20 protein-coding genes are annotated in these 21,741 nt (G+C 38.5%); 12 read left to right on the top strand and 8 right to left on the bottom strand.

Annotation, left to right across the window (positions count from 1 at the left end; all coding sequences use genetic code 11):
* The first annotated feature begins 18 nt into the window (after window positions 1–18).
* Entirely contained in the window at window positions 19–1,053 is a 1,035-nt protein-coding gene (locus ZA06_RS07950) for an MBOAT family O-acyltransferase (protein WP_240472224.1), read from the top strand.
* Window positions 1,053–2,108, top strand: a complete 1,056-nt coding sequence (locus ZA06_RS07945; RefSeq protein WP_053976832.1) for an alginate O-acetyltransferase AlgX-related protein — start codon at window positions 1,053–1,055, stop codon at window positions 2,106–2,108. Before ZA06_RS07950 ends, ZA06_RS07945 begins: the two co-directional genes overlap by 1 nt.
* A 55-nt stretch (window positions 2,109–2,163) precedes the next feature.
* On the opposite strand, the gene gdhA is transcribed toward ZA06_RS07945, so the two are convergent.
* Complete coding sequence (gene gdhA, locus ZA06_RS07940; RefSeq protein ID WP_053976831.1) at window positions 2,164–3,507, bottom strand: NADP-specific glutamate dehydrogenase; 1,344 nt, start codon at window positions 3,505–3,507, stop codon at window positions 2,164–2,166.
* A 229-nt stretch (window positions 3,508–3,736) separates the two neighbouring features.
* Here gdhA and ZA06_RS07935 point away from each other — a divergent pair, with 229 nt between their 5' ends.
* A complete protein-coding gene (locus ZA06_RS07935) occupies window positions 3,737–4,576 on the top strand; it encodes a THC0290_0291 family protein (protein WP_053976830.1) in 840 nt (279 codons plus the stop codon).
* Between the two features lie 59 nt (window positions 4,577–4,635).
* Here ZA06_RS07935 and ZA06_RS07930 read toward each other — a convergent pair whose 3' ends face one another.
* The gene (locus ZA06_RS07930) at window positions 4,636–5,775 is read right to left on the bottom strand and encodes a cystathionine gamma-synthase (protein WP_053976829.1); all 1,140 of its coding nucleotides are present in this window, start codon (window positions 5,773–5,775) and stop codon (window positions 4,636–4,638) included.
* An 86-nt stretch (window positions 5,776–5,861) separates the two neighbouring features.
* Here ZA06_RS07930 and ZA06_RS07925 point away from each other — a divergent pair, with 86 nt between their 5' ends.
* Complete coding sequence (locus tag ZA06_RS07925) at window positions 5,862–6,581, top strand: DUF3298 and DUF4163 domain-containing protein (protein ID WP_053976828.1); 720 nt, start codon at window positions 5,862–5,864, stop codon at window positions 6,579–6,581.
* On the opposite strand, the gene ZA06_RS07920 is transcribed toward ZA06_RS07925, so the two are convergent.
* Entirely contained in the window at window positions 6,574–7,821 is a 1,248-nt protein-coding gene (locus ZA06_RS07920) for a cation:proton antiporter (protein WP_053976827.1), read from the bottom strand. The genes ZA06_RS07925 and ZA06_RS07920 overlap by 8 nt on opposite strands.
* Window positions 7,822–7,824: 3 nt before the next feature.
* Entirely contained in the window at window positions 7,825–8,280 is a 456-nt protein-coding gene (locus ZA06_RS07915; RefSeq protein ID WP_053976826.1) for a DinB family protein, read from the bottom strand.
* Between the two features lie 99 nt (window positions 8,281–8,379).
* Here ZA06_RS07915 and ZA06_RS07910 point away from each other — a divergent pair, with 99 nt between their 5' ends.
* Together ZA06_RS07910 and ZA06_RS07905 are read left to right on the top strand one after the other, a co-directional pair.
* The gene (locus tag ZA06_RS07910; protein ID WP_053976825.1) at window positions 8,380–8,736 is read left to right on the top strand and encodes an arsenate reductase family protein; all 357 of its coding nucleotides are present in this window, start codon (window positions 8,380–8,382) and stop codon (window positions 8,734–8,736) included.
* Between the two features lie 20 nt (window positions 8,737–8,756).
* On the top strand, window positions 8,757–9,644 hold the full coding sequence (locus ZA06_RS07905; protein WP_053976824.1) for a DMT family transporter: 888 nt from the start codon (window positions 8,757–8,759) through the stop codon (window positions 9,642–9,644).
* Here the strand turns inward: ZA06_RS07905 and ZA06_RS07900 are convergent.
* Window positions 9,641–10,117 (bottom strand): acyl-CoA thioesterase, encoded by a 477-nt coding sequence (locus tag ZA06_RS07900; RefSeq protein ID WP_053976823.1) that lies wholly within the window; start codon window positions 10,115–10,117, stop codon window positions 9,641–9,643. The genes ZA06_RS07905 and ZA06_RS07900 overlap by 4 nt on opposite strands.
* 127 nt (window positions 10,118–10,244) lie before the next feature.
* On the opposite strand from ZA06_RS07900, the gene ZA06_RS07895 reads away from it, so the two are divergent.
* The 3 genes from ZA06_RS07895 to nadD are packed head-to-tail and all read left to right on the top strand — an operon-like array spanning window position 10,245 to window position 12,264.
* Window positions 10,245–11,102 carry a YicC/YloC family endoribonuclease gene (locus tag ZA06_RS07895; protein WP_053976822.1) on the top strand — a complete coding sequence of 286 codons (858 nt, stop codon included), beginning with the start codon at window positions 10,245–10,247 and terminating at the stop codon, window positions 11,100–11,102.
* Window positions 11,103–11,109: 7 nt separating this feature from the next.
* Window positions 11,110–11,682 (top strand): guanylate kinase, encoded by a 573-nt coding sequence (gene gmk, locus ZA06_RS07890; RefSeq protein ID WP_053976821.1) that lies wholly within the window; start codon window positions 11,110–11,112, stop codon window positions 11,680–11,682.
* Between the two features lie 3 nt (window positions 11,683–11,685).
* Window positions 11,686–12,264, top strand: a complete 579-nt coding sequence (nadD, locus tag ZA06_RS07885) for a nicotinate (nicotinamide) nucleotide adenylyltransferase (protein WP_053976820.1) — start codon at window positions 11,686–11,688, stop codon at window positions 12,262–12,264.
* Between the two features lie 47 nt (window positions 12,265–12,311).
* Here the strand turns inward: nadD and ZA06_RS07880 are convergent, their stop codons facing one another.
* Complete coding sequence (locus tag ZA06_RS07880) at window positions 12,312–12,965, bottom strand: hypothetical protein (protein ID WP_053976819.1); 654 nt, start codon at window positions 12,963–12,965, stop codon at window positions 12,312–12,314.
* Window positions 12,966–13,100: 135 nt separating this feature from the next.
* Window positions 13,101–13,460 (bottom strand): YraN family protein, encoded by a 360-nt coding sequence (locus tag ZA06_RS07875; protein WP_053977102.1) that lies wholly within the window; start codon window positions 13,458–13,460, stop codon window positions 13,101–13,103.
* Between the two features lie 127 nt (window positions 13,461–13,587).
* Here ZA06_RS07875 and ZA06_RS07870 point away from each other — a divergent pair, with 127 nt between their 5' ends.
* Window positions 13,588–15,525: a S9 family peptidase gene (locus tag ZA06_RS07870; protein ID WP_053976818.1), complete on the top strand. Its 1,938-nt coding sequence runs from the start codon at window positions 13,588–13,590 to the stop codon at window positions 15,523–15,525.
* Window positions 15,526–17,028: 1,503 nt separating this feature from the next.
* On the opposite strand, the gene ZA06_RS07860 is transcribed toward ZA06_RS07870, so the two are convergent.
* Window positions 17,029–18,045 carry a S66 peptidase family protein gene (locus ZA06_RS07860; protein WP_082331962.1) on the bottom strand — a complete coding sequence of 339 codons (1,017 nt, stop codon included), beginning with the start codon at window positions 18,043–18,045 and terminating at the stop codon, window positions 17,029–17,031.
* A gap of 121 nt (window positions 18,046–18,166) precedes the next feature.
* Between ZA06_RS07860 and metG the strand changes: the two genes are divergently transcribed.
* Together metG and ZA06_RS07850 are read left to right on the top strand one after the other, a co-directional pair.
* Window positions 18,167–20,236: a methionine--tRNA ligase gene (gene metG, locus ZA06_RS07855; protein ID WP_053976815.1), complete on the top strand. Its 2,070-nt coding sequence runs from the start codon at window positions 18,167–18,169 to the stop codon at window positions 20,234–20,236.
* A 43-nt stretch (window positions 20,237–20,279) separates the two neighbouring features.
* Window positions 20,280–21,740, top strand: coding sequence for a hypothetical protein (locus ZA06_RS07850; protein WP_053976814.1), 1,461 nt, complete (start codon window positions 20,280–20,282; stop codon window positions 21,738–21,740).
* Window position 21,741 lies beyond the last annotated feature (1 nt).

Raw genomic sequence — 21,741 nt, 5'->3', positions numbered from 1 at the left:
TTTTACACCTTTCAAACAATGTCCTATACCATAGATGTCTATAGAGGACAGGTAAAAGCTCAAAGAAATCTTATAAATTTCGCTACCTATGTCTGCTTTTTTCCCCAATTAATTGCGGGGCCAATTGTGAGATACAAGGACATTCAGGCTGAACTTACCAACAGAAAAACCACTTCAAATTTATTTGCTTCAGGAGTGGAACGTTTTATTATTGGTTTGGCTAAAAAAATGATTATTGCCAACAACTGTGCATTTTTGGCCGATGGTGTATTTAACTTGCCAAGCGATGAAAGGTCAGCACTTATTGCTTGGTTAGGAATTTTGGCATATAGTTTCCAAATCTATTTTGATTTTTCAGGATACTCGGATATGGCTATAGGATTAGGAAAAATGTTTGGTTTTAATTTCCCAGAAAACTTCAATTTCCCCTATATTTCAAAATCCATTCAGGAATTTTGGCGCAGATGGCACATCACCCTCTCAAGTTGGTTCAAGGATTACCTCTACATTTCACTGGGCGGTAACAGAAAAGGGAAAATGTTCACCTATTTAAACCTATTTATTGTTTTTTTGCTGACAGGATTATGGCATGGAGCCAATTGGACTTTTATAGTTTGGGGATTGATTCACGGAGGCTTCATGATTATTGAACGAATAGGCTTTAAAGACAGGCTACAAAAGCTCCCAAATGTAATTTCTCATCTCTATACTTTATTGGTTGTAGGCCTTTCCTGGGTTTTCTTTAGAAGTGATACCATACAAGACAGTATCAATTATTTAGGCAATCTATTTAGTTTAAAAAACGAAACAAACATTGACTTTTTAAATTTCTACCTGACCAAAGAAGTTTTATTTGTATTAGTACTAGCCGTTATTTTCTCAACACCGCTTTTTGATTCAACCAAAAAAGGATTAAAAACGCTTGGAATCTTTCCAAAATCAAACGAATCCATTCATACAGTTAAATTTGTTTGCCTAATAGCCTTGTTCATTATCAGTTGTTTTTATGTGGCTACGGACTCTTACAACCCCTTTATTTATTTTAGATTTTGATGGCACAACTAAAATCCAATAAAACATTTATTTTTAACTGTGTATTTATTGCAATGCTCATACTTCCCAATGCAATAATGTTTACTGGTTTGAGCTATGTAATAACAAATCCTACAGATTTCCCAGCGATTAAATCCTCTCTTAAAGACTTCAAAGAATTTTATTCAGATAGTTTTGGATTAAAGACTGGGCTAACCAATAAATATCTTTCATTTAAATCTGATCTACTAAATGAAAACCCGATTCCCAATCGTGTGATAAAAGGCAATAACGGATGGTATTTCTTAGGAAATTACCACAACAACATATTAAATGACACCTTCGGAAATGACAAGATTTCTAAGGAAGAATTGGAGAGCATTACAGCCAACATATATAACATCAACACCTATTTAAACTCAAAAAACATAAAGTTTTATTTGGTTGTCGCTCCAAACAAAAGTCATATTTACCCTGAACACCTTCCATTTCAACTCAATAAAAACCCAAATAAACTGGAGCAACTTAAAGAATATTTGAAGAAAAAAATTGATTTTGAAATTATAGACCCCTCCGAAAGTCTTCTTCAAAGTAAAAACCAAAGACAGCTATATTACAAATCCAATACACACTGGAATGATTTTGGTGCTTATATTGGATATTCTTATGCTACAGATAAGATTAATCAATCATTCCCAATCCCTAAAACTCAATTATCAAATTTTTCTTCTAAAACGTATCCCTTAAATGAGGAAGACATTACAAAAATGATTAATATCCACACCAACGAAACCTCCCAATTTTTCACAAAACAAAATTCTTCGGTGGTAGCAGATTCATTATCATTTTCATTCCAACGCTATTTAAACCCTGACGTACCTTATATACTATTAATGCATCGCGATTCTTTTGCCGTAGGATTGATTCCCTTTTTCAATGAAAGTTTTGGAGAAACCATTTATACAAGAGGTTATACTTTAGACAAAGATTTAATTGAAAAAGAACAGCCAAATGTTGTGATTTTTGAAATTGTGGAACGTAATCTTGTACAAGCACTATCCCTATTAGAAAAATAAAAAGCCCCCATTTTTCAATGGAAGCTTTTTAAAATTTATCTGATGATAGTATGTGTTACACCACTCCTTGAGCCAACATAGCATCTGCTACCTTAACAAACCCGGCAATGTTTGCACCTTTTACATAATCAATATAGCCATTTTCATCTTTTCCATATTCAATACATGCCTCGTGGATATTGGCCATGATCTCTTTTAGTTTGTTGTCAACCTCATCTCTTGTCCAGTTATAACGTAAAGAGTTTTGAGTCATTTCCAAACCTGAAGTCGCTACACCACCAGCATTAGAAGCTTTACCTGGAGCGAATAGGATTTTAGCTTTGTGAAACTCAGTAATCGCTTCTTTGGTAGATGGCATATTAGCTCCTTCACTCACACAGATACAACCATTTTTCAAAAGGATTTTTGCATCGTCTCCGTTAAGCTCATTTTGAGTCGCACATGGTAGAGCGATATCACAGGCCACTTCCCAAGGAGTTTTGCCCTCAAAGAATTTAGCATTTGGATATGCTTTTACATATTCACTAATACGCCCTCTTTTTACATTTTTCAACTCCATTACGTAAGCCAATTTATCGGCATCGATACCTTCTTCATCCAAGATATATCCAGAAGAATCGGATAATGTTACCACTTTACCTCCTAACTGAGTTGCTTTTTCAGCAGCATATTGCGCCACGTTTCCAGATCCAGAAACCACGACTGTTTTTCCTTCAAAACTGTCTCCTTTTGTTTGCAACATACTTTGTGCAAAATATACGTTACCGTAACCTGTTGCTTCCGGACGAATCAAAGATCCACCCCATGACAATCCTTTACCAGTCAATACTCCGGTAAATTCATTTCTTAGCTTTTTATACATTCCGAATAGAAAACCAATTTCTCTAGCTCCTACACCAATATCCCCTGCAGGAACATCCGTTTGAGGACCAATATGACGGAACATCTCACTCATAAAGGAATGACAGAATCTCATGATTTCATTATCACTTTTTCCTTTAGGATCAAAATCACTTCCTCCTTTACCACCACCCATAGGCAATGTGGTTAAACTGTTTTTGAAGACTTGCTCAAAGGCCAAGAACTTCAAGATGCTCATGTTTACCGAAGGGTGGAAACGCAAACCTCCTTTATATGGTCCGATGGCCGAATTCATCTGAATTCTATACCCTCTGTTCACTTGGATTTCACCTTCATCGTCAACCCAACAAACTCTAAAAGTAATGACACGTTCTGGCTCAACCATTCTTAACAGGATGTTCTTCCCGTGATAAATATCTTGCTCTGCAATGTAAGGAATTACAGTCTCTGCAACTTCCTCAACCGCCTGTAAAAACTCAGGTTCATGCCCGTTTCTTTCTTTTACCAGGTCTAAAAAAGCATCTATTTTTTCTCTCATTATATTAAATATTAAAAATCAAAGGTTCTTTTCGAGGCGCAAAGATAGGGAATCTTTAAAAAATTAAACTTATTTATTTGATATTCTCAAAATAAATTTAACTCAATGTTAATCTCATAATTAAACCTCAAAATTGTACTTAATTACTTGTTAAAATGCTTTTATTTGTTTGTTAATGCACTTTTTCTATATTTGTTAACAACATTTGCCCTAGGACAAACCAAACCATATGAAGCTTAATTTCAAACTATTATCCATTATATTTCTCTTTTCAACCGCATATAATGGATTCTCTCAATTGGGTTTTTCACACGAAATCGGGGCAATTATAGGTCCGGTACAATTCCGTTCAGATTTTGGAAGTCGAAATGATGAGGAGACCAACTACGGTAACTCCGGGATTGGTATAGGGCTTATCCACTATATCAATTTTGCGTATAGAGCCGACTGTAACTGTTATTCCACGGATACCTATTTCAATGATCATTTCAAGCTAAGATCGGAAATTTCATGGAACAAAACCATTTTGGATCACCATGGCCAATGGGTAAGACCTAGTAAAACAAGTGAAAACGCACAACGTCTGAGAGATCATCATGGTGTTGCTGAAAATTTTGATGTGGGAATGCAGCTGGAATATTTTCCAAGAAGTATCCGTTCGTTTCAAGCATTTAGTTACAGATTTGCGCCTTTCGTAAGTTTGGGGGCCCACTATACTTCGGCGTCACCTCAAGCTAGTACTACACATGGCAATGGCAATATTAATGATCCTAGCAACATCTATTCATATTGGTTTGAAAATCCTGTTTACTTACCACCACTACCTCCTGGAGCTTCACCTTTAGCGAGAGAATACCCAATCAACACAGACCATATCAACACTTGGTCAGTTGTTACTAGTGTGGGAGTGCGATACAAACTAGGAATCCTATCCGATTTGATGCTAGACCTACGTTGGCAATACTATTTCAGTGATTGGATTGATGGCTTTAACCATAAATTGAGCTATAACAAATATAACGATTGGTTGATCTGGTTGAATTTTGGATACATTTATTATCTCGATTAAACGATATACAGCTAATAAAAAAGCAGGCCGAAAACCTGCTTTTTTATTTTATGTTCCCACTATCCTATGGCTTGCTTCAAATCAGCAATCAAATCCTCAATATCTTCAATCCCCACGCTTAATCGAATCAAGGAATCTACAATACCTGTTTGCTCTCTTTTTTCCTTTGGAATACTGGCGTGTGTCATACTCGCAGGATGACCAGCCAAAGACTCTACGCCTCCTAAAGATTCTGCTAAGGTGAATATTTTTAAATTTTCAACAATCTTAATCGCTTCCTTATAATTATTCCCCTTTGTGGTAAAGGATACCATTCCCCCAAAATCTTTCATCTGCGCCTTAGCAATGTCATGGTTTGGATGCGATTCAAAGCCAGGCCAATAAACATTTTCAATTTTAGGGTGTGCTTTCAAGTATTCGGCTACGGCTCGTCCATTTTCACAATGCCTTTGCATCCGTATATGCAAGGTTTTAATTCCTCTCAACACCAAAAAGCTATCCTGAGGGCCACATACAGCCCCACTGGCATTCTGAATAAAATAAAGTTTCTCTGCCAAGTCTTTGTCCTTTACAATCAAGGCTCCCATCACAACATCACTATGACCTCCCAAATATTTAGTTGCTGAATGCATTACAATATCAGCTCCTATATCTAAAGGCTGTTGCAAGTAAGGCGTCGCGAACGTATTGTCCACCGCCAATAAAATTTGATGCTTTTGAGCCATTTCAGCCACCGCTTTAACGTCAATAATATTCATCATTGGGTTAGTTGGTGTTTCAACCCAAATAAGCTTGGTATTGGTATTAATATAGCTCTCAATATTCTTTGCATTTTCCATTTCCACAAAATGAAATACAATCCCAAAACGCTCAAAAATCTGGGTAAACAAACGGTAACTGCCTCCGTACAAATCATTGGTTGAAATCACCTCATCTCCGGGATTCAATAGTTTAATTACTGCATCAATAGCTGCCAAACCAGAACCAAACGCCAATCCATAGTTCCCATTTTCAATACTTGCCAAAGCTTTTTCCAAGGCATGGCGTGTTGGGTTTTGGCTTCTCGAATATTCATAGCCTTTATGACCACCTGGAGTGGATTGCGCGTAAGTGGATGTTTGATAAATTGGGGGCATCACAGCTCCATAAGCCTTGTCATGTTCCTGCCCACCATGTATGGTTTTGGTATTAAATTTCATATAAAATGGTTTTAAACAAATTTAGGCTATAATTCGCTGTATTCAAATGGATGTTATACCTTTAACTTCCAAAATTGAACCTTCCTATGAAAAAATATCTGTTCCTGTTTGCCCTAAGTCTATTTCTTTTCAACTGTGCCGAAGATGCGTCTTTAAAATTTGAAGATTCATTTCTTTCACTTCCTTCCGGAGCAAAAATCGAGGTATTGTATCCAAAAGCAAAAGGTTCTTCCGAAGCAGCCAAAAACATCAACACCACCATCGATTCGTATATCGCCAATCAACTATCTTTTAATGATAGTATCCCTCCTAGCGATGTCAAAGATGCCATAGAAAAATTCAATTCGGAATATACTGGTTTTAAAGATGAGTTTAAGGATACCGAAGCCAGATGGGAAGCTTTGGTTGAAGGAGAAATCCAATACCAATCACCAGAGATTTTATGTATTTCCATAAACACCTATTTATATACTGGGGGAGCTCATGGTAACGACCGTATCGATTTTTTAAATTTTAATCCCAATACTGGACAACAATATACTACTCAAGATCTCATTTCAGATATGGCAGGGTTTAGCAAACTTGTAGAAACCAACCTAAAAAAAGAGCAGGCCAAAAAGGCAAAGGATAAGGCCATGGAAGACCTTTTCTTCGGAAAGGATTTCCAACTTCCGGAATCCATTGGGTTTAATGAAGATGGTGTTATTATCCTTTACAACACCTATGAAATTGCCTCCTACGCACAGGGCATTACCGAGTTTTTAATTCCTTATAGTGAAGCAAATGCCTACCTAAGTATCAACTAATTTTTTGGCTAAACCTTTTAATGATGGGTTCTACCGTCAAGCCTTGCCCGATAATGGAAAACACCACAATAATATAGGTAATTACCAAAAATAAATCTCGGTGCATTTCTGGTTTCAAGCTAAGAGCCAAGGCAATGGAAATACCACCGCGCAAACCACCCCAAGTCATGATTAAATTGGTAAAGGGCACAAATCCTAACCTTTGGGCATAAACTTTTATAGGCACCCAAAGTGAGATGTAACGGCATAATAAAACAATTGGAACAGCAATCAACCCGGCCAAAACATAACTAGTTTCAAAACTCAAAACCAACATTTCCATACCTATCATCACAAAAAGGATGGTATTCAATAAGACATCTATAAGTTCCCAAAACTTGTCTACGTAAAGTTCCACAACGTCAGACATGGCCGAATTTCGTACGGTATCATTTCCAACAATCAAACCTGCCACTACAATAGCCAATGGTGCCGACACATGAAGTTTGTGCGACAATAAAGTCCCTCCCATCACGGCCGCAATGGTGATGATGACTTCTATTTCGTAGTTGTCTATGGATTTCATCAAACGATAAGTCACCCATCCCAACAACAAACCCAAGGCGATTCCCCCAAGCACTTCTTGTGCAAATAGTTTCAATATATCCGTTGCTACCAGCTCAGAATTTGGAAAAGCTGCCACCGAAAAAATCGTCAGGAACACGACTACTCCAACACCGTCGTTAAACAAGGATTCTCCCACAATCTTTGTTTCCAATATTTTAGGCGCATTGGCCTTTTTCAAAATCCCTAAAACAGCAATGGGATCCGTAGGCGATATCAAGGCTCCAAACAACAAACAGTATATATAGGCCACATCCAAACCAATCAATAACAATAGAAAGTACATTAAGGTTCCCACCAAAAATGTAGACACCAAGACCCCTAAAGTTGCAAACAATAATACAGGTCCTCGTTGCACTTTAAGTTGGGAAAAATTGGTATGCAAAGCTCCCGCAAACAACAGAAAACTTAGCATAACATCCAGTAGCACTGTTTTAAAATCAATCTGCGAAATGAACTCCTTTTCATGTGCCAACAAAGTATCGTCAAAATGCGACACTCCCAAAACAACCAAAGTAAACACGATGGTAATCACCATCAAGCCAATAGTAATTGGCAATTTTAAAAACCTAACATTGATATAGCCAAAAATGGCCGCAAGCACTATTAAAATAGTGGCAATACCGTAGTAATCCATAAATTAAATTGATTTTTTAAGGGCTAAAATGTAGCCTAAATGTATGCCTTCGTGAAAACAATTAAACCCAATGGCGTCTTCCACACAGGTTAAAGTACTGTTTGTACTGGTAGTATATTCGTTATAAAAATTAAAAATCTGGTTGGCGTAGTCGGTTTTTGTTTGTTCCAATGTAGCAAATAACAAATCCTTAATGTTGTCTACTTCCTCTTGTGTCACTTCACGCTCTGGTTTTGTGCCTTTTTTAAACTGCTCTATAAATTCATCCGGAACCAAGGTTGGCAAACCAGACAAGCGGTACACCAAAATTTGTTGGGTAGCAATGGTGTGGGCTATGTTCCAAATAACATTGTTCTTAAATCCTGAAGGAATGGTATTAAGTTCTTTCAAACTCAACTGTTCCAAGATTCCTTTTAATAAAATTCTGTTTTTGTAAGTGACATCAAAAATCCAATCCATGTCTTAAATTTTCACTAAAAGTAAGTAAATTTCTTTTGAAATGATTTTACTTTGCACTCCAAATGAAAAGATTCCTTTTCGGTTTTATAATGCTTGGCCATGAAAAAAATTTACTATCTAAAAACCTGTAGCACCTGCGTAAGAATCATTAAAGAGTTGGACCTTCCCTCCGACTTTATATTCCAGGACATCAAGACCGAACCCATTACGGTGGCGCAATTGGATGAAATGGGGACTTTGGCCGGTAGTTTTGAAGCCTTGTTTAGTAAGCGTGCCCAATTGTACAAGGAAATGGGCCTCAAGGACCAAAACCTAACTGAAAAGGATTTCAAACACTACATTTTGGAGCATTATACTTTTTTGAGCCGTCCTGTAATTATTTACAACGATGCCATCTTTATCGGCAATAGCAAAAAAGTGGTGGAAGCTGCCAAACAAGCTATCCACAGCAACTAAACTTACTCAGCAAATTACATATGAACGGTAGGGTATGGGCACTTATCGCGGCATGCGTGGTACAGGTGCTTTATGGAGTTAACTTTACATTTGCCAACGATGTTATTGACGATGGGCACGTTCAGCCTTTTGCGTTCATTCTACTAAGGGTATTAGGAGCAACAGGGCTTTTTTGGATCATTGGCATTTTTGCTCCTAAAGAAAAAATAGCTCCCAAAGATTTTAGAACATTTTTCCTTGCTTCCATTTTTGGAATAGGCCTCAACATGCTCACCTTTTTTAAAGGATTACAGTTTACCACGCCCATACACGCCTCGGTAATCATGACCGTGGTGCCCATTGTAGTGTTGATCTTTTCGGCGGTGTTGCTAAAAGAAAAGATTACCAACCTAAAAATCCTGGGGGTACTGCTTGGATTTACGGGCGCCATTGTACTTTCGGTTTATGGAAAGTCTACCCAAGTGGGAGACCATATCTTACTCGGGAATTTTTTGGTGTTTATCAATGCCGTATCCTATAGCTTCTACCTCATCATCATAAAAAAAGTGGTAGACAAATACCATCCGCTCACCTTTATTAAATGGTTGTTCACGTTTGGACTTATTTGGGTGGTGCCCTTTGGGTTTAGCGAACTAAAAAGTGTCAACCTTAACTCCTTTACTCCTTACACCTATTTTGCCGTGGGCTTTGTGGTTATTGGTGCAACCTTTGGCACCTATTTGTTAAATCTTTTCTCCCTAAGCAAATTAAGAGCATCCACCGTAGGCACCTTTTTGTACATGCAGCCCGTGGTAGCAGGCATATTTGCCGTAGCCATGGGCAGCGACACCTTAAATGTTATCAAACTAAGTGCCGCAGCCTTGATTATGACAGGGGTATTTTTGGTAACCAAAAAACCTAAGAACTAACTAAGGTTTTTTGGCATTTTCCCGTGTTTACGGGTATCTTCTTTGGTCAATATTTTAAAGTCCTCGGCTTTGGGGAGTGACATAATTTCCTCTAGTAGATTTTCCGGCAAACCGGTAAGCTTTCTGGTTTTTAAGTTGATCCAAGCGCCCATCAATTCACAATTGGCCAAGTGATTCCCTTTATGGTCGTAAAGGTCATGTTCAAACTTAAAGAACATCCCATCATTACTAAACCCTTTTATTTCTAAGGACACGGTAATAGGTGTTCCCATAAAAGCCTCCTTAAAATAGTAGATATGTTCATAAAAAATAACCGGGCTGATATCGAATTTGGCGAGATCGGCCAACGAAAAATCATGGTCGTCAAAAAAAGACACCCGGGTATGGCTCATAAAATTCACATACGCCGAATTGGCCAAATGCCTATTGGCATCTACATCGCTCCATCTTATCTCAAAAACTTTCTTGTACATAGCTGTTTTTTTGTTTCAAACAAATTTATGCTAATTTTACTATGCAAGCATAACAAATAGCGCTATTTTATAATATCCTTAACTTTAGCTTTTTGTTTACCTTTGCACAACTTTATAAACTAAGTTCATGATACAGTCAATGACAGGCTATGGAAAATCTGTACTACAGCTTCCTAGCAAAAAGATTTCCATTGAAATAAAATCTCTAAACAGTAAAAATTTAGATCTCAACACCCGCATGCCTTCTGTGTACAGGGAAAAGGAGCTGGATATTAGGAAGCTCATTGCTTCCCAACTGGAGCGTGGCAAGATCGATTTTTCATTGTATATGGAAATCACTGGGGAAGAAACCTCGTCACAAATCAATAAAACTGTCGTTAAGGAATACATCAAGCAACTTAAGGATGTAGTTGATGGAGATGAAACCGAACTACTTAAAATGGCCATCCGCCTTCCAGACTCGGTAACCACAGAACGCGATGAGATTGATGAAGATGAGTGGGCAAGCATTGCAGCCACCATCAACGAGAGCATTGAGAAAATCCAGAAATACCGCTTGGATGAGGGGAAGGCTTTGGAAACAGAGTTTGAAGACCGTGTTGAAAACATCCACAGACTTTTGGAAGCCGTGATTGAAATGGATCCAGAGCGTATTGAAGGGGTGCGTGCCAGATTGGAAAAAGGCATTGCCGACATTAAAGAAAAAGTAGACGAAAACCGCTTTGAGCAGGAATTGGTTTATTATATTGAAAAGTTTGACATTACCGAAGAAAAAGTACGCTTGCAAAATCATTTGGACTACTTTTTGAAAGCCCTAAAGTCCGCCGATTCCAACGGTAAGAAACTTGGGTTCATCAGTCAGGAAATGGGCCGTGAAATCAATACCATAGGTTCCAAATCCAACTATGCCCCAATGCAAAAACTGGTAGTTCAAATGAAGGATGAACTGGAAAAGATCAAAGAACAACTATTAAACGTATTATAATACCGTAATGAACAAAGGTAAATTAATTGTATTTTCTGCGCCTTCCGGCTCAGGTAAAACCACCATTGTCAAACATTTACTAAAACAAGAAGAATTAGGTCTGGAATTTTCCATTTCGGCCACTTCCCGTGCTCCAAGAGGCGAAGAAGTAGACGGCAAAGACTACTACTTTTTATCCTTCGAGGATTTCAAACAAAAAATTAAAAACGACGAATTCCTGGAATGGGAAGAAGTCTACAGAGATAATTTCTATGGCACTTTAAAGAGCGAAGTAGAACGCATTTGGGCCAAAGGCAAGCACGTTATTTTTGATATCGACGTGTCTGGAGGTTTGCGTATCAAGCGTAAATTCCCAGAACAGACCTTGGCCATTTTTGTAAAGCCACCAAGCATCGACGAGTTGAAAATTCGCCTTAAAAAACGTAAAACTGAAAGTGAGGACAAAATCAACATGCGAGTTTCCAAAGCTTCTGCCGAATTGGCCACCGCGCCGCTTTTCGATAAAATTGTCGTGAACAAAGACCTTGACGTTGCCTTGGAAGAAGCCTACAACTTGGTGTCCAATTTTATAAAGGAGTAAGCCATGAACATCGGACTCTATTTTGGGACCTTTAATCCTATCCACATAGGGCACCTTATAATTGCCAACCATCTTGCTGAGAATAGCAATTTGGATAAAATATGGTTTGTGGTCACGCCACATAATCCTTTTAAGAAGAAAAGTACCCTGTTGGATAACCACCAGCGATTGGAAATGGTGTACCAAGCTACCGAAGACTACATTAAACTGGAGCCCAGCGATATTGAATTTGGACTGCCTCAACCCAATTACACAGTCAATACCTTAACCTACCTTCAGGAAAAGTACCCAAAACACAACTTTTCCTTGATTATGGGAGAGGACAACCTAAAGAGTTTCCATAAGTGGAAGAATTACGAGACCATCTTGGAACAATACAACCTTTACGTGTACCCGCGATTGTCTGAAGGAGAATTACACACGCAGTTTGATGGACACCCAAAAATCCATCGCGTGAATGCTCCCATTATGGAACTCTCCTCAACTTTTATAAGAAAAGCGATCAAAGAAGGTCAAAATGTAAGGCCAATGCTGCCTGCCCCTGTCTGGAAGTACATAGATGAGATGAATTTCTATAAATAAAAAAACCTGCATCTGCAGGTTTTTTAGTATTCAAATAGTACCATTTCCTAGGTCGGAAGTGGAGCCTCTTCTTCTCCATCATCCTCACCACCATCGGTAGGATCTTCTGTAGCAGTATCTGGGCAATCCAATAGAGAAGCCTCTACAAACATAGCCCAACTATTGCCATCAAACTGGGCTCCTTCTGCCCAAGCCGTTTCACCTCCAGTAGGTCCTTCAACCTCCGCATGTGCCGCAAAACAATAGTTATCTCCTAAACTTTCCAAGCTAATGGCATACACCACTTCGTACTCAGTAGCGGAAATAGGCTCGGTAAATGGAAACTGCCCTATTTGGGGATTTCCGGCACCGTTTAAAGGCACCCAATCATCCTCGCAATTTCCTAAGCTTAAATGCGTAGTTCCAAGCGTCCACTCACCATTAGAACTGAAAATAACAAATAAATGCTCCCCGTCATTGTAAACCGAAACGTCTCCGGCAACATGATGTTGTCCTGCAATCAAATTAACACTTACGCAAGGATTATCGGTATCTAAATCACCCAAGGAAACTTCTTCGGGATTTACAACGGCCTCCGGAGCACTTGAAGTTTGAGGCTTTTTACTGGCACTTTCAAAATCATCGGCATTGACACTTTCCACTTGGCAGCTCATACTTAACAGTAATAGCAACGCAGAAAGCGTGTATGTAATTTTTTTCATCGATAAAATAGATTTGGGGTTAAATCAATGATGAAATTACGGAACGTATGACCAAAATCACAATTTAATCGATGTATGACGCAAATTAATACTAATGAAAAGAATTTTTCCTACAAGTTTCGATGAACGACCTTCCTAGAAATAATAAAAGGCATCTTCCAAGTGTTCTATGGAAAAGTCCTTGCCGTTTTTAACAATGGCCACAATGTCAAAACGCACTTCTACGTCCAATGCATTTTCTGTGACATAGACGTCTACAGCCTTTACCAACCGTTGAATCTGCTTTGGTTTTACAAACTCTTCAGGGTTTCCAAAATCGGCGGTGGAGCGTGTTTTCACTTCAACAATGGCCAAAACACCATTCTTTTGGGCAATAATATCCACTTCGGCCTTATCGAACCTGTAGTTGCGCTCCATGATGGCATAGCCTTTGTTCAGCAGAAAATCCACTGCCAATTGCTCTCCCTTATTTCCTAAAGTATTGTGCTGTGCCATTGAAAAATTTAGAAGCTTAGGGGAATTTAACATTTCCTGTTCAAAAAAATGGGGATACTTTATAAAAACTTTAATACCGTAACCGTGAAGTAATTGATATATTTGGCGCTGTTTAAAAATTAACTACATGAAGAAATTAATCTTAATCTTAAGTTTAGTGATTACTGCCAACACCATCCAAGCTCAACAAGTTATGGATCCTGAAATGTTGTGGACCGTAAAGCGCATTAGCGTTATAGGATTATCTAATGATAATTCCCACATTATCTACAGTGTAAAAACCCCAAATATTGCCGAAAATGGTTTTGACACCGCTTACTTTCAAATTCCTGTGGAAGGAGGAGCTGCAATAGCCATTGAAAAGGAAGCCATTACCGTAGCCGATAAAAATATTGCCCCAAACGGAGCTTATAAAGTATTCCACAAAGCGGTGCATATTGAAGATATCAAAGCGACCGACATTTATAAAAACCTGGACAAGGCAGATGCCTACGTGTTTACCGATTTGGACAACCGCCATTGGGACACTTGGCAAGATGGAAGTTTCAATCATGTATTCTATAAAGATATCAATGCTGAAGATGATACAGCAATTGACATCATGCCAAACGAGCCTTACTACGCTCCACAAATGCCATTTGGTGGCGACGAGGATTACGTGTGGTCTCCAGACAGCAAGAGCATTTACTACGTAAGCAAGAAGCTGAAAGGTAAAGCCTATGCTACCAGCACCAACACCGATATTTACAAGTACGACCTAGATACTAAAACCACGACCAACATCACCGAAGGGAACATGGGTTACGATACCAATCCTACCTTTAGCCCAAAAGGTGCTTTGTCTTGGTTGCAAATGAAAACCGACGGTTACGAAAGTGACAAAAACGACATTATTGTTCTTGAAAACGGTGTAAAACAAAACCTAACCCAACAGTGGGACGGTACCGTAAACAGCTTTAAATGGAGCAACGACGGTAAAAAAGTATTCTTTACAGCGCCTGTAGATGGTACCATTCAATTATTTGAGGTAAACTATCCTGGAAAGAAAAGAATTGCCCCTGTGGTAACCCAAATTTCCGAAGGGCAGTTTGACGTTAGAGGTATCGTTGCTGAATTGGACAACACCCTTATCGTTACCCGTGGCGACATGAACCACGCTACCGAAGTGTTTGCCTACAACCTAAAAAAGCAAACCTTCAAACAACTTACCAACGTAAACGACGAGCTTTACAGCAACATCGATTTGCCAAAAGTTGAAAAGCGTTATGTAACCACTACAGACAACAAGCAAATGTTGGTTTGGGTAATTTTGCCTCCAAATTTTGACGCCTCTAAAAAATACCCAACCTTATTATATGCACAAGGTGGCCCACAATCGCCATTATCGCAGTTTTATTCTTACCGTTGGAATTTCCAATTAATGGCCTCTCAAGGCTATATTGTGGTAGCTCCTAACAGAAGAGGAATGCCCGGTCACGGTGTAGAATGGAACGAAGCCATCAGTAAGGATTGGGGAGGTCAGGTAATGAGAGATTACCTATCGGCAATCGACGCCATTGCTGAAGAGCCTTATGTAGACAACGACCGTTTGGGTGCCATTGGTGCCAGCTACGGTGGGTATTCTGTGTTCTACTTGGCAGGAATCCACAACAACCGTTTTAAAACCTTTATTGCCCACGATGGTGTATTTGACACTAGAACCATGTTTGGTACTACCGAAGAGTTGTTTTTTGTAAACCACGACTTTGGTGGCAACTACTGGGACTTAGACAACAAAGTGGCCCAAAAAGCCTATAACGAATTCAACCCTATCAACCATGTATCCAAATGGAATGCGCCTATCTTTATCATTCAAGGAGGAAAAGATTACCGTGTGCCAATTGAGCAAGGTTTAAGCGCTTTCCAAGCTGCTAAAATATTAGGATTGAAGAGTAAACTATTATACTTGCCAGAAGAAAACCACTGGGTATTGAACCCACAAAACGCGATGGTTTGGCAACATGAGTTCTTTAAGTGGTTAGATGACACCTTAATGAACGAATCCTCTGAAACCATTTCAGAATAAGAAAAGCCCCAATATCTATATTCCGAAACATCCCAAAGGCAGCATTAGCTTTTGGGATGTTTTTTTTGGATTAAAATAAAATACGATTGCAACACGAGGTTATTCTCGATACAAGATGCTTTGCAAGCATTCCACTCGAACCGACCTCAGGGTTATATTTCACACAAAGCCCCAACAAGAACACCATCGTCACTTCGAGTAATTGTTATGAGTGTTAACGAAGAGCAATTGTATCGAGAAGACGCACGGAATAATTTGAAGCAAGAAGTTACTAATCCTTTTACCCTTTCTGGTGCGAGTTTGTATTAAGTGCAGCAAACTTCGTCATTCACCCCGTCAACTCTTCGATTTCAGCATAGAGGGAAGCACAATAAATAATCTTTATGAAGCCAAAAAGATTCCTCCTTCGTCGGAATGACAAAACATCCAAACCAATCCGTATTTGTAATATTAATCTATTATATTTGACCCAAAATCAATCTATTCTCCTTAAGTCTCTTAAGGACTGTAAGTATTTATTCCCAACTTGATTTAACCATTTTATATCCTGCTTTGAAAAAGATATTATTTACTCTACTGACACTCATTTCGATTAAATTATACTCCCAAGAATCAAAGTACAGCCTTGAATTAAATTTCCCAGTACTAACGGAAAATAGTTTTATAAAGGACAATTACTCTGGAATAGCGGACTTTGGATTTAGAGTCAGGTTTATAAAAACAAACCACTTAAACATCGGCTTTCATACCAATGCAAGTATATTTAAATTTAATGGAAACGTTAGAGAATCTAGCTTTAAAACACTTTATGTAATTCAACCTAAAATATACACTGAATTAAACAGTCTAAAAAAAATTAGACCACAAACAGGGCTAGGCTACACCTTAATGACTTATAGGAAATCAGGACGTGTAGTTAGTGGAATAAACCTCAACTTAGGCCTAAGCTACGATATAATCAAAAACATTTTTTTGCAAATTCAGGACGAGTGAATATGTTTCTGGATTTTACTATGATGAAGGTTTACCCAAACCCAAGACGTTTGATTCAGATAATAGCATTTTTAAAATGGAATTGGCTATAGATTGTAGAATAACAACTTTTCAGTTACTACATTTTTGTTTATAGCCAAAAATAAAACCGATTGAATCCAACCATAAAAGCTCTTTCTATTTAACCATCTTTACTCCGTTAAAAACACAAAAAGAAAGCTACAAAATGACAAAAAGAGCATTTACACCTCTGGATAACGAAATCTAAGATTCAATGCTGTTAATATTTTGTGTTTCATAGTCTCCTTGCCATTCACCGCATCGAATCTTCGATTTCAGAATGAAGTGTAATGTAATGAAGAATCTAATACTTCCCACAGCGATTCCTCCTTCGTCGGAATGACACCGTACCAAACGTCACTTCGAGTAATTGTTCTGAGTGCCAACGAAGAACAATTGTATCGAGAAGTCCCGAAGTTGAATTGTTTCAAAGGCGACAAAAAACCATAATTATTCCATGAATACCACCGTAGTTCCCTCTTTAGTAACGGTCATTTCAATAGTTCTACCCAATATCATGGCACGGTTGTCCTTTTCATGGCCGGCAGGCATGTTAAAGGCAATAGGAAAATCATAGTCGGACAGGGCATCCAAAATCAATTGCTCAATGGAAGTGCCCCAAGGGGTGGTGTTTTTTCTAAGGTTGCTCATATCGCCTACCAACACACCTTTACAGTTTTCAAAATAGCCGGCACGCTTTAAACTTTGCAGCATGCGGTCGATATGATACTTATACTCTCCTATTTCTTCAATAAAGAGGATATCCCCAGAAGTATCAAGGCTAGTCTCAGAACCCAGCATGGTATGCAGCATGGTAAGGTTGCCACCTACCAATGGTGCTGTAACGCTTCCAGTTCTATTGTATGAAGAACCATTTAGCGAATAAGATAACGACTCACCAAACAAGGCTTTTTTAAAAGTCTCTACGGTGTCCTGTATCTCGGCTAAATCTTTAGTCAAACTCACACACATCAAGGCATGTAGGGTTTCATAGCCCAAATTATGGATTTGGCTGTGCAAGGCCGTGATGTCACTATAACCAATTAACCATTTTGGGTGTTGCTTAAATTTGGTATAATCCAACCTATCTAGGATACGCACACTCCCATAGCCTCCTCTGGCACACCAAATAGCACTGACAGCAGGATCATCCAAAGCCTTTTGGAAATCGGCTGCGCGTTGGGCATCGGTTCCCGCAAAATGATTATCCTGACTGAACACATGGGCTCCCACTTTGGCATACAGTCCCCAACTTTCCAACAAGGCAATGGCACCCTGCACCTCATCTTCCCTATTTTTTAATATTCCCGAAGGCGCCACAATGGCCACGGTATCCCCTACTTTTAAGTACTCTGGCTGTATCAATTTGTTTGGAGTTTGTGAATTGGATTGCTGTGCATTACCAGTGGTCATTGCAAAGAACCACAGGGCACAACACAGGAAAACTAATTGGATGTTTTTTGACATAGGATAAATGTACAGTTTTTTTCTAATTAGCTTTCAAAATCCGTATTTTTGCTCACCTATTTTAAACACTAAAACATTAGAGCCTTGTTGCCCTTGCAGCAAGTATTAAACATACAAATCCATGACAGATCCTAAACGCTATACCATTACCGCAGCATTACCTTACACCAACGGTCCTATCCATATTGGCCACTTGGCTGGTGTATACGTACCTGCCGATATTTACGCTAGATTTTTAAGACTTAACGGCAAGGATGTTGCCTTTGTATGCGGAAGTGATGAACATGGGGTGCCTATCACCATCAAGGCAAAAAAAGAAGGGGTAACACCTCAGGACGTGGTAGATAAATACCACGCCATCATTAAACAATCGTTTGAAGATTTCGGTATTTCGTTTGATAACTATAGCCGTACGTCAGCACAAGTACATCATGAAACCGCTTCGGAATTCTTCAAAACGTTATATGACAAAGGAGAATTTATTGAAGAAGTCACCGAGCAGTTATACGATGAGCAGGCCAATCAGTTTTTGGCAGACCGTTTTGTAACGGGAACTTGTCCAAAATGTGGTAATGAAGAAGCTTATGGCGATCAATGTGAAAAGTGTGGCACCAGTTTAAACGCTACGGATCTTATCAATCCTAAATCCGCCATTACTGGAAATGTGCCAACCTTGAAGCAGACCAAGCACTGGTTTTTACCATTGGACAAGCATGAAGACTTCCTTAAGGAATGGATTTTGGAAGGTCACAAAAAAGACTGGAAACCTAATGTTTACGGACAAGTAAAATCATGGATCGATGACGGATTACGTCCACGTGCGGTAACAAGAGATTTGGATTGGGGAATCCCAGTACCACTACCAGATGCTGAAGGAAAGGTGTTATATGTTTGGTTTGATGCACCTATTGGGTATATCTCAGCTACCAAGGAATGGGCAGAGCGTGAAGGCAAGGATTGGGAACCGTATTGGAAAGACCAAGACACCAAGTTGGTACACTTTATTGGAAAGGATAATATTGTATTCCACTGTATCATTTTCCCAGCCATGTTAAAGGCTGAAGGCAGCTATATCCTTCCTGATAATGTACCTGCCAATGAATTCTTGAATTTGGAAGGCAACAAATTGTCGACCTCCAAAAACTGGGCGGTTTGGCTTCCTGAATACTTGCAGGATTTCCCAGAAAAGCAGGATGTATTGCGTTACGCATTGACTGCCAATGCCCCTGAAACTAAAGACAATGATTTTACCTGGAAGGACTTTCAAGCGAGAAACAATAACGAATTGGTAGCCATCTTCGGAAACTTTATCAACCGCGTTGTGGTCTTGACCAACAAATATTATAATGGCATTGTGCCAACGCCTTCAGAGTTGACTGAGATTGACGAAGAAACCTTGGCTGCCGTAAAAGCATATCCATCGGTAATAGCAAGTTCTATTGAACGCTACCGTTTCCGTGAGGGAAGTCAGGAGTTGATGAACTTGGCCCGTTTGGGGAATAAATATTTGGCAGACGAAGAGCCATGGAAAGTAATCAAGGAAGATCAAGCCCGTACACAAACTATCATGTATGTGGCCCTACAAATAGCTTCAGCTTTGGCAACTTTAAGTGAGCCTTTCTTGCCATTTACCTCTGAGAAATTAAAGAACATGCTGAATGTGGCCTCGGCTTCAGAAAGCATTTCATGGAATGACATTACATCCAAAGAGGTCTTGCTTGCTGCTGGACATCAAATTGGAAACGCTGAATTGTTGTTCTCAAAAATAGAAGATCAAGACATCCAAACCCAATTGGACAAATTGGAAGCGAGCAAAAAGGCCAATGAAGCGGTCAACAAAACGGTAGAACCTCAAAAGGACATTATCACTTTTGACGACTTTACAAAATTGGACCTACGTGTAGGAACGATTTTAGAAGCTGAAAAAATGCCCAAGGCAAAAAAATTATTGGTGCTGAAAGTGGATACTGGTATTGACGTAAGAACCATTGTGTCTGGTATTGCTGAAAGCTTTTCACCTGAAGAGGTTGTTGGGAAACGTGTGACCGTATTGGTAAACTTAGCACCAAGAGCTTTACGTGGCGTAGAAAGTGAAGGGATGATTTTAATGACCGAAACAGCCGATGGTAAATTGGTGTTCGTTAACCCTGACGAAGGGCAAAACGTTACCAACGGATTGCAAATAAGCTAACCATTGGTCAGTTTATAACCCAAATCACTTATCAACCTTACGTATGACATTTGCTAAACCTTTAAGCTTTCTAATTTTATTTATAAGCCTAAATACCTTTTGCCAGGAAACCGTACTTACATTTGAAAACGAGAAAGTATCAAAACGATTAACGAAGGAGTCCTACACGTTTTCTAATACCGAAAACAATGATTTAGCCATTCTTCTAATTGAAGATAAAAATGCCTTTGCCTACCTTTTTGATGTAGATTTCAATCAGAAATCTGCTTTGGAGACAGAAGGATTAAAAAGCAAATACAATGAAGTGGTCGGTTACACCGTTGACGATTTAAACTACAACATATTATATGCCAATGACAAAAAAGACAAGTTTGCTATTTTAAATATCGATTTTGGTTTAGGCTCTATGGATATTTCTGAGTTTAAAATGGATTTTGATGGAGAAATTTATTTAAGCACCGTCAATTACAACAACCAACTTTTTCTTTTTACAGCAGAAGACAATTTAGAGCTGAGTATCTGGACATTCAACAATCTAAGTTTTAATAAAATAAAGACCTTCACTTTAGATGACTTGAAGGACAAATCACTTTTAACCAAAAATCACCTTGTTAACGTTTATTCTTCTAATAATATTGGGAAGCCATCATGGAACGGGACAAAAGTTTCTGGCGTCTCAAAAATAGATCAACGTATCCCAAACATATTAGAAGTAACCTCTAGCTTAGGCAAACTTTATCAAACCAAAAACAAGGTATACTTAACCTTAGAAAATGTGGAGGACAAAACTTATTTCTATGACATCGATATAGAGAATTATGAAATTAACCTTAAAACTTTTGATTATCCAGAAGGCACTATTGAACCTTTTAAAAAATTCAATTCTTATATCTACGAAGACAAAATTTACCAAATAGCCAGCTCAAAACATGAAATGAATTTTTCAATCAAGAACCTCACAGGGGAATTGGTTAAAAGTTTTTATATCGACAAAGAGCATCCCATTGACTTTAAAAATTCTGCCATAATACAAGAAGGGACAAGAGTACCTTTTATTAGTACCCGTGAACTGGAAGAAACCCAAAAGTATCTTCGAAAAATATCTTCAGGAAATCTAGGAATAACCGTTCTTAAAATAAAAAATAGCTATCATGCATCCATGGGCGGCTATAAAATCACCAAAAACCCCACACCAATCCCTACTGATTTATCTGATCCATTAAATACTTTTACTACTCCTGCAGGAACTTATAGCTCTTACAACCCGACATATTTGGCTTATAATACATACACCAAAACAAAATCCACCTATTTTCACTCCATATTTGATTTAGAGTTTAATCACCAAGCTGGAGAGATTGAAGAAAATATATTTGATAAAATCGACACCTTTAAAAAAGACAAAAAATATAGCACTGCAGATTATATTTTCTTTCATGATAACACACTTTATTATGGCTATTTCGATTTAAAGGAAGGAAACTATAACCTTGTTACATTTTAAA

It is taken from the genome of Mangrovimonas xylaniphaga (assembly GCF_001280435.1).
Lineage (GTDB): Bacteria > Bacteroidota > Bacteroidia > Flavobacteriales > Flavobacteriaceae > Mangrovimonas_A > Mangrovimonas_A xylaniphaga.
The sequence above is the reverse complement of the archived record's forward strand: the minus strand, read 5'-3'. Positions and strand labels throughout refer to the sequence as shown.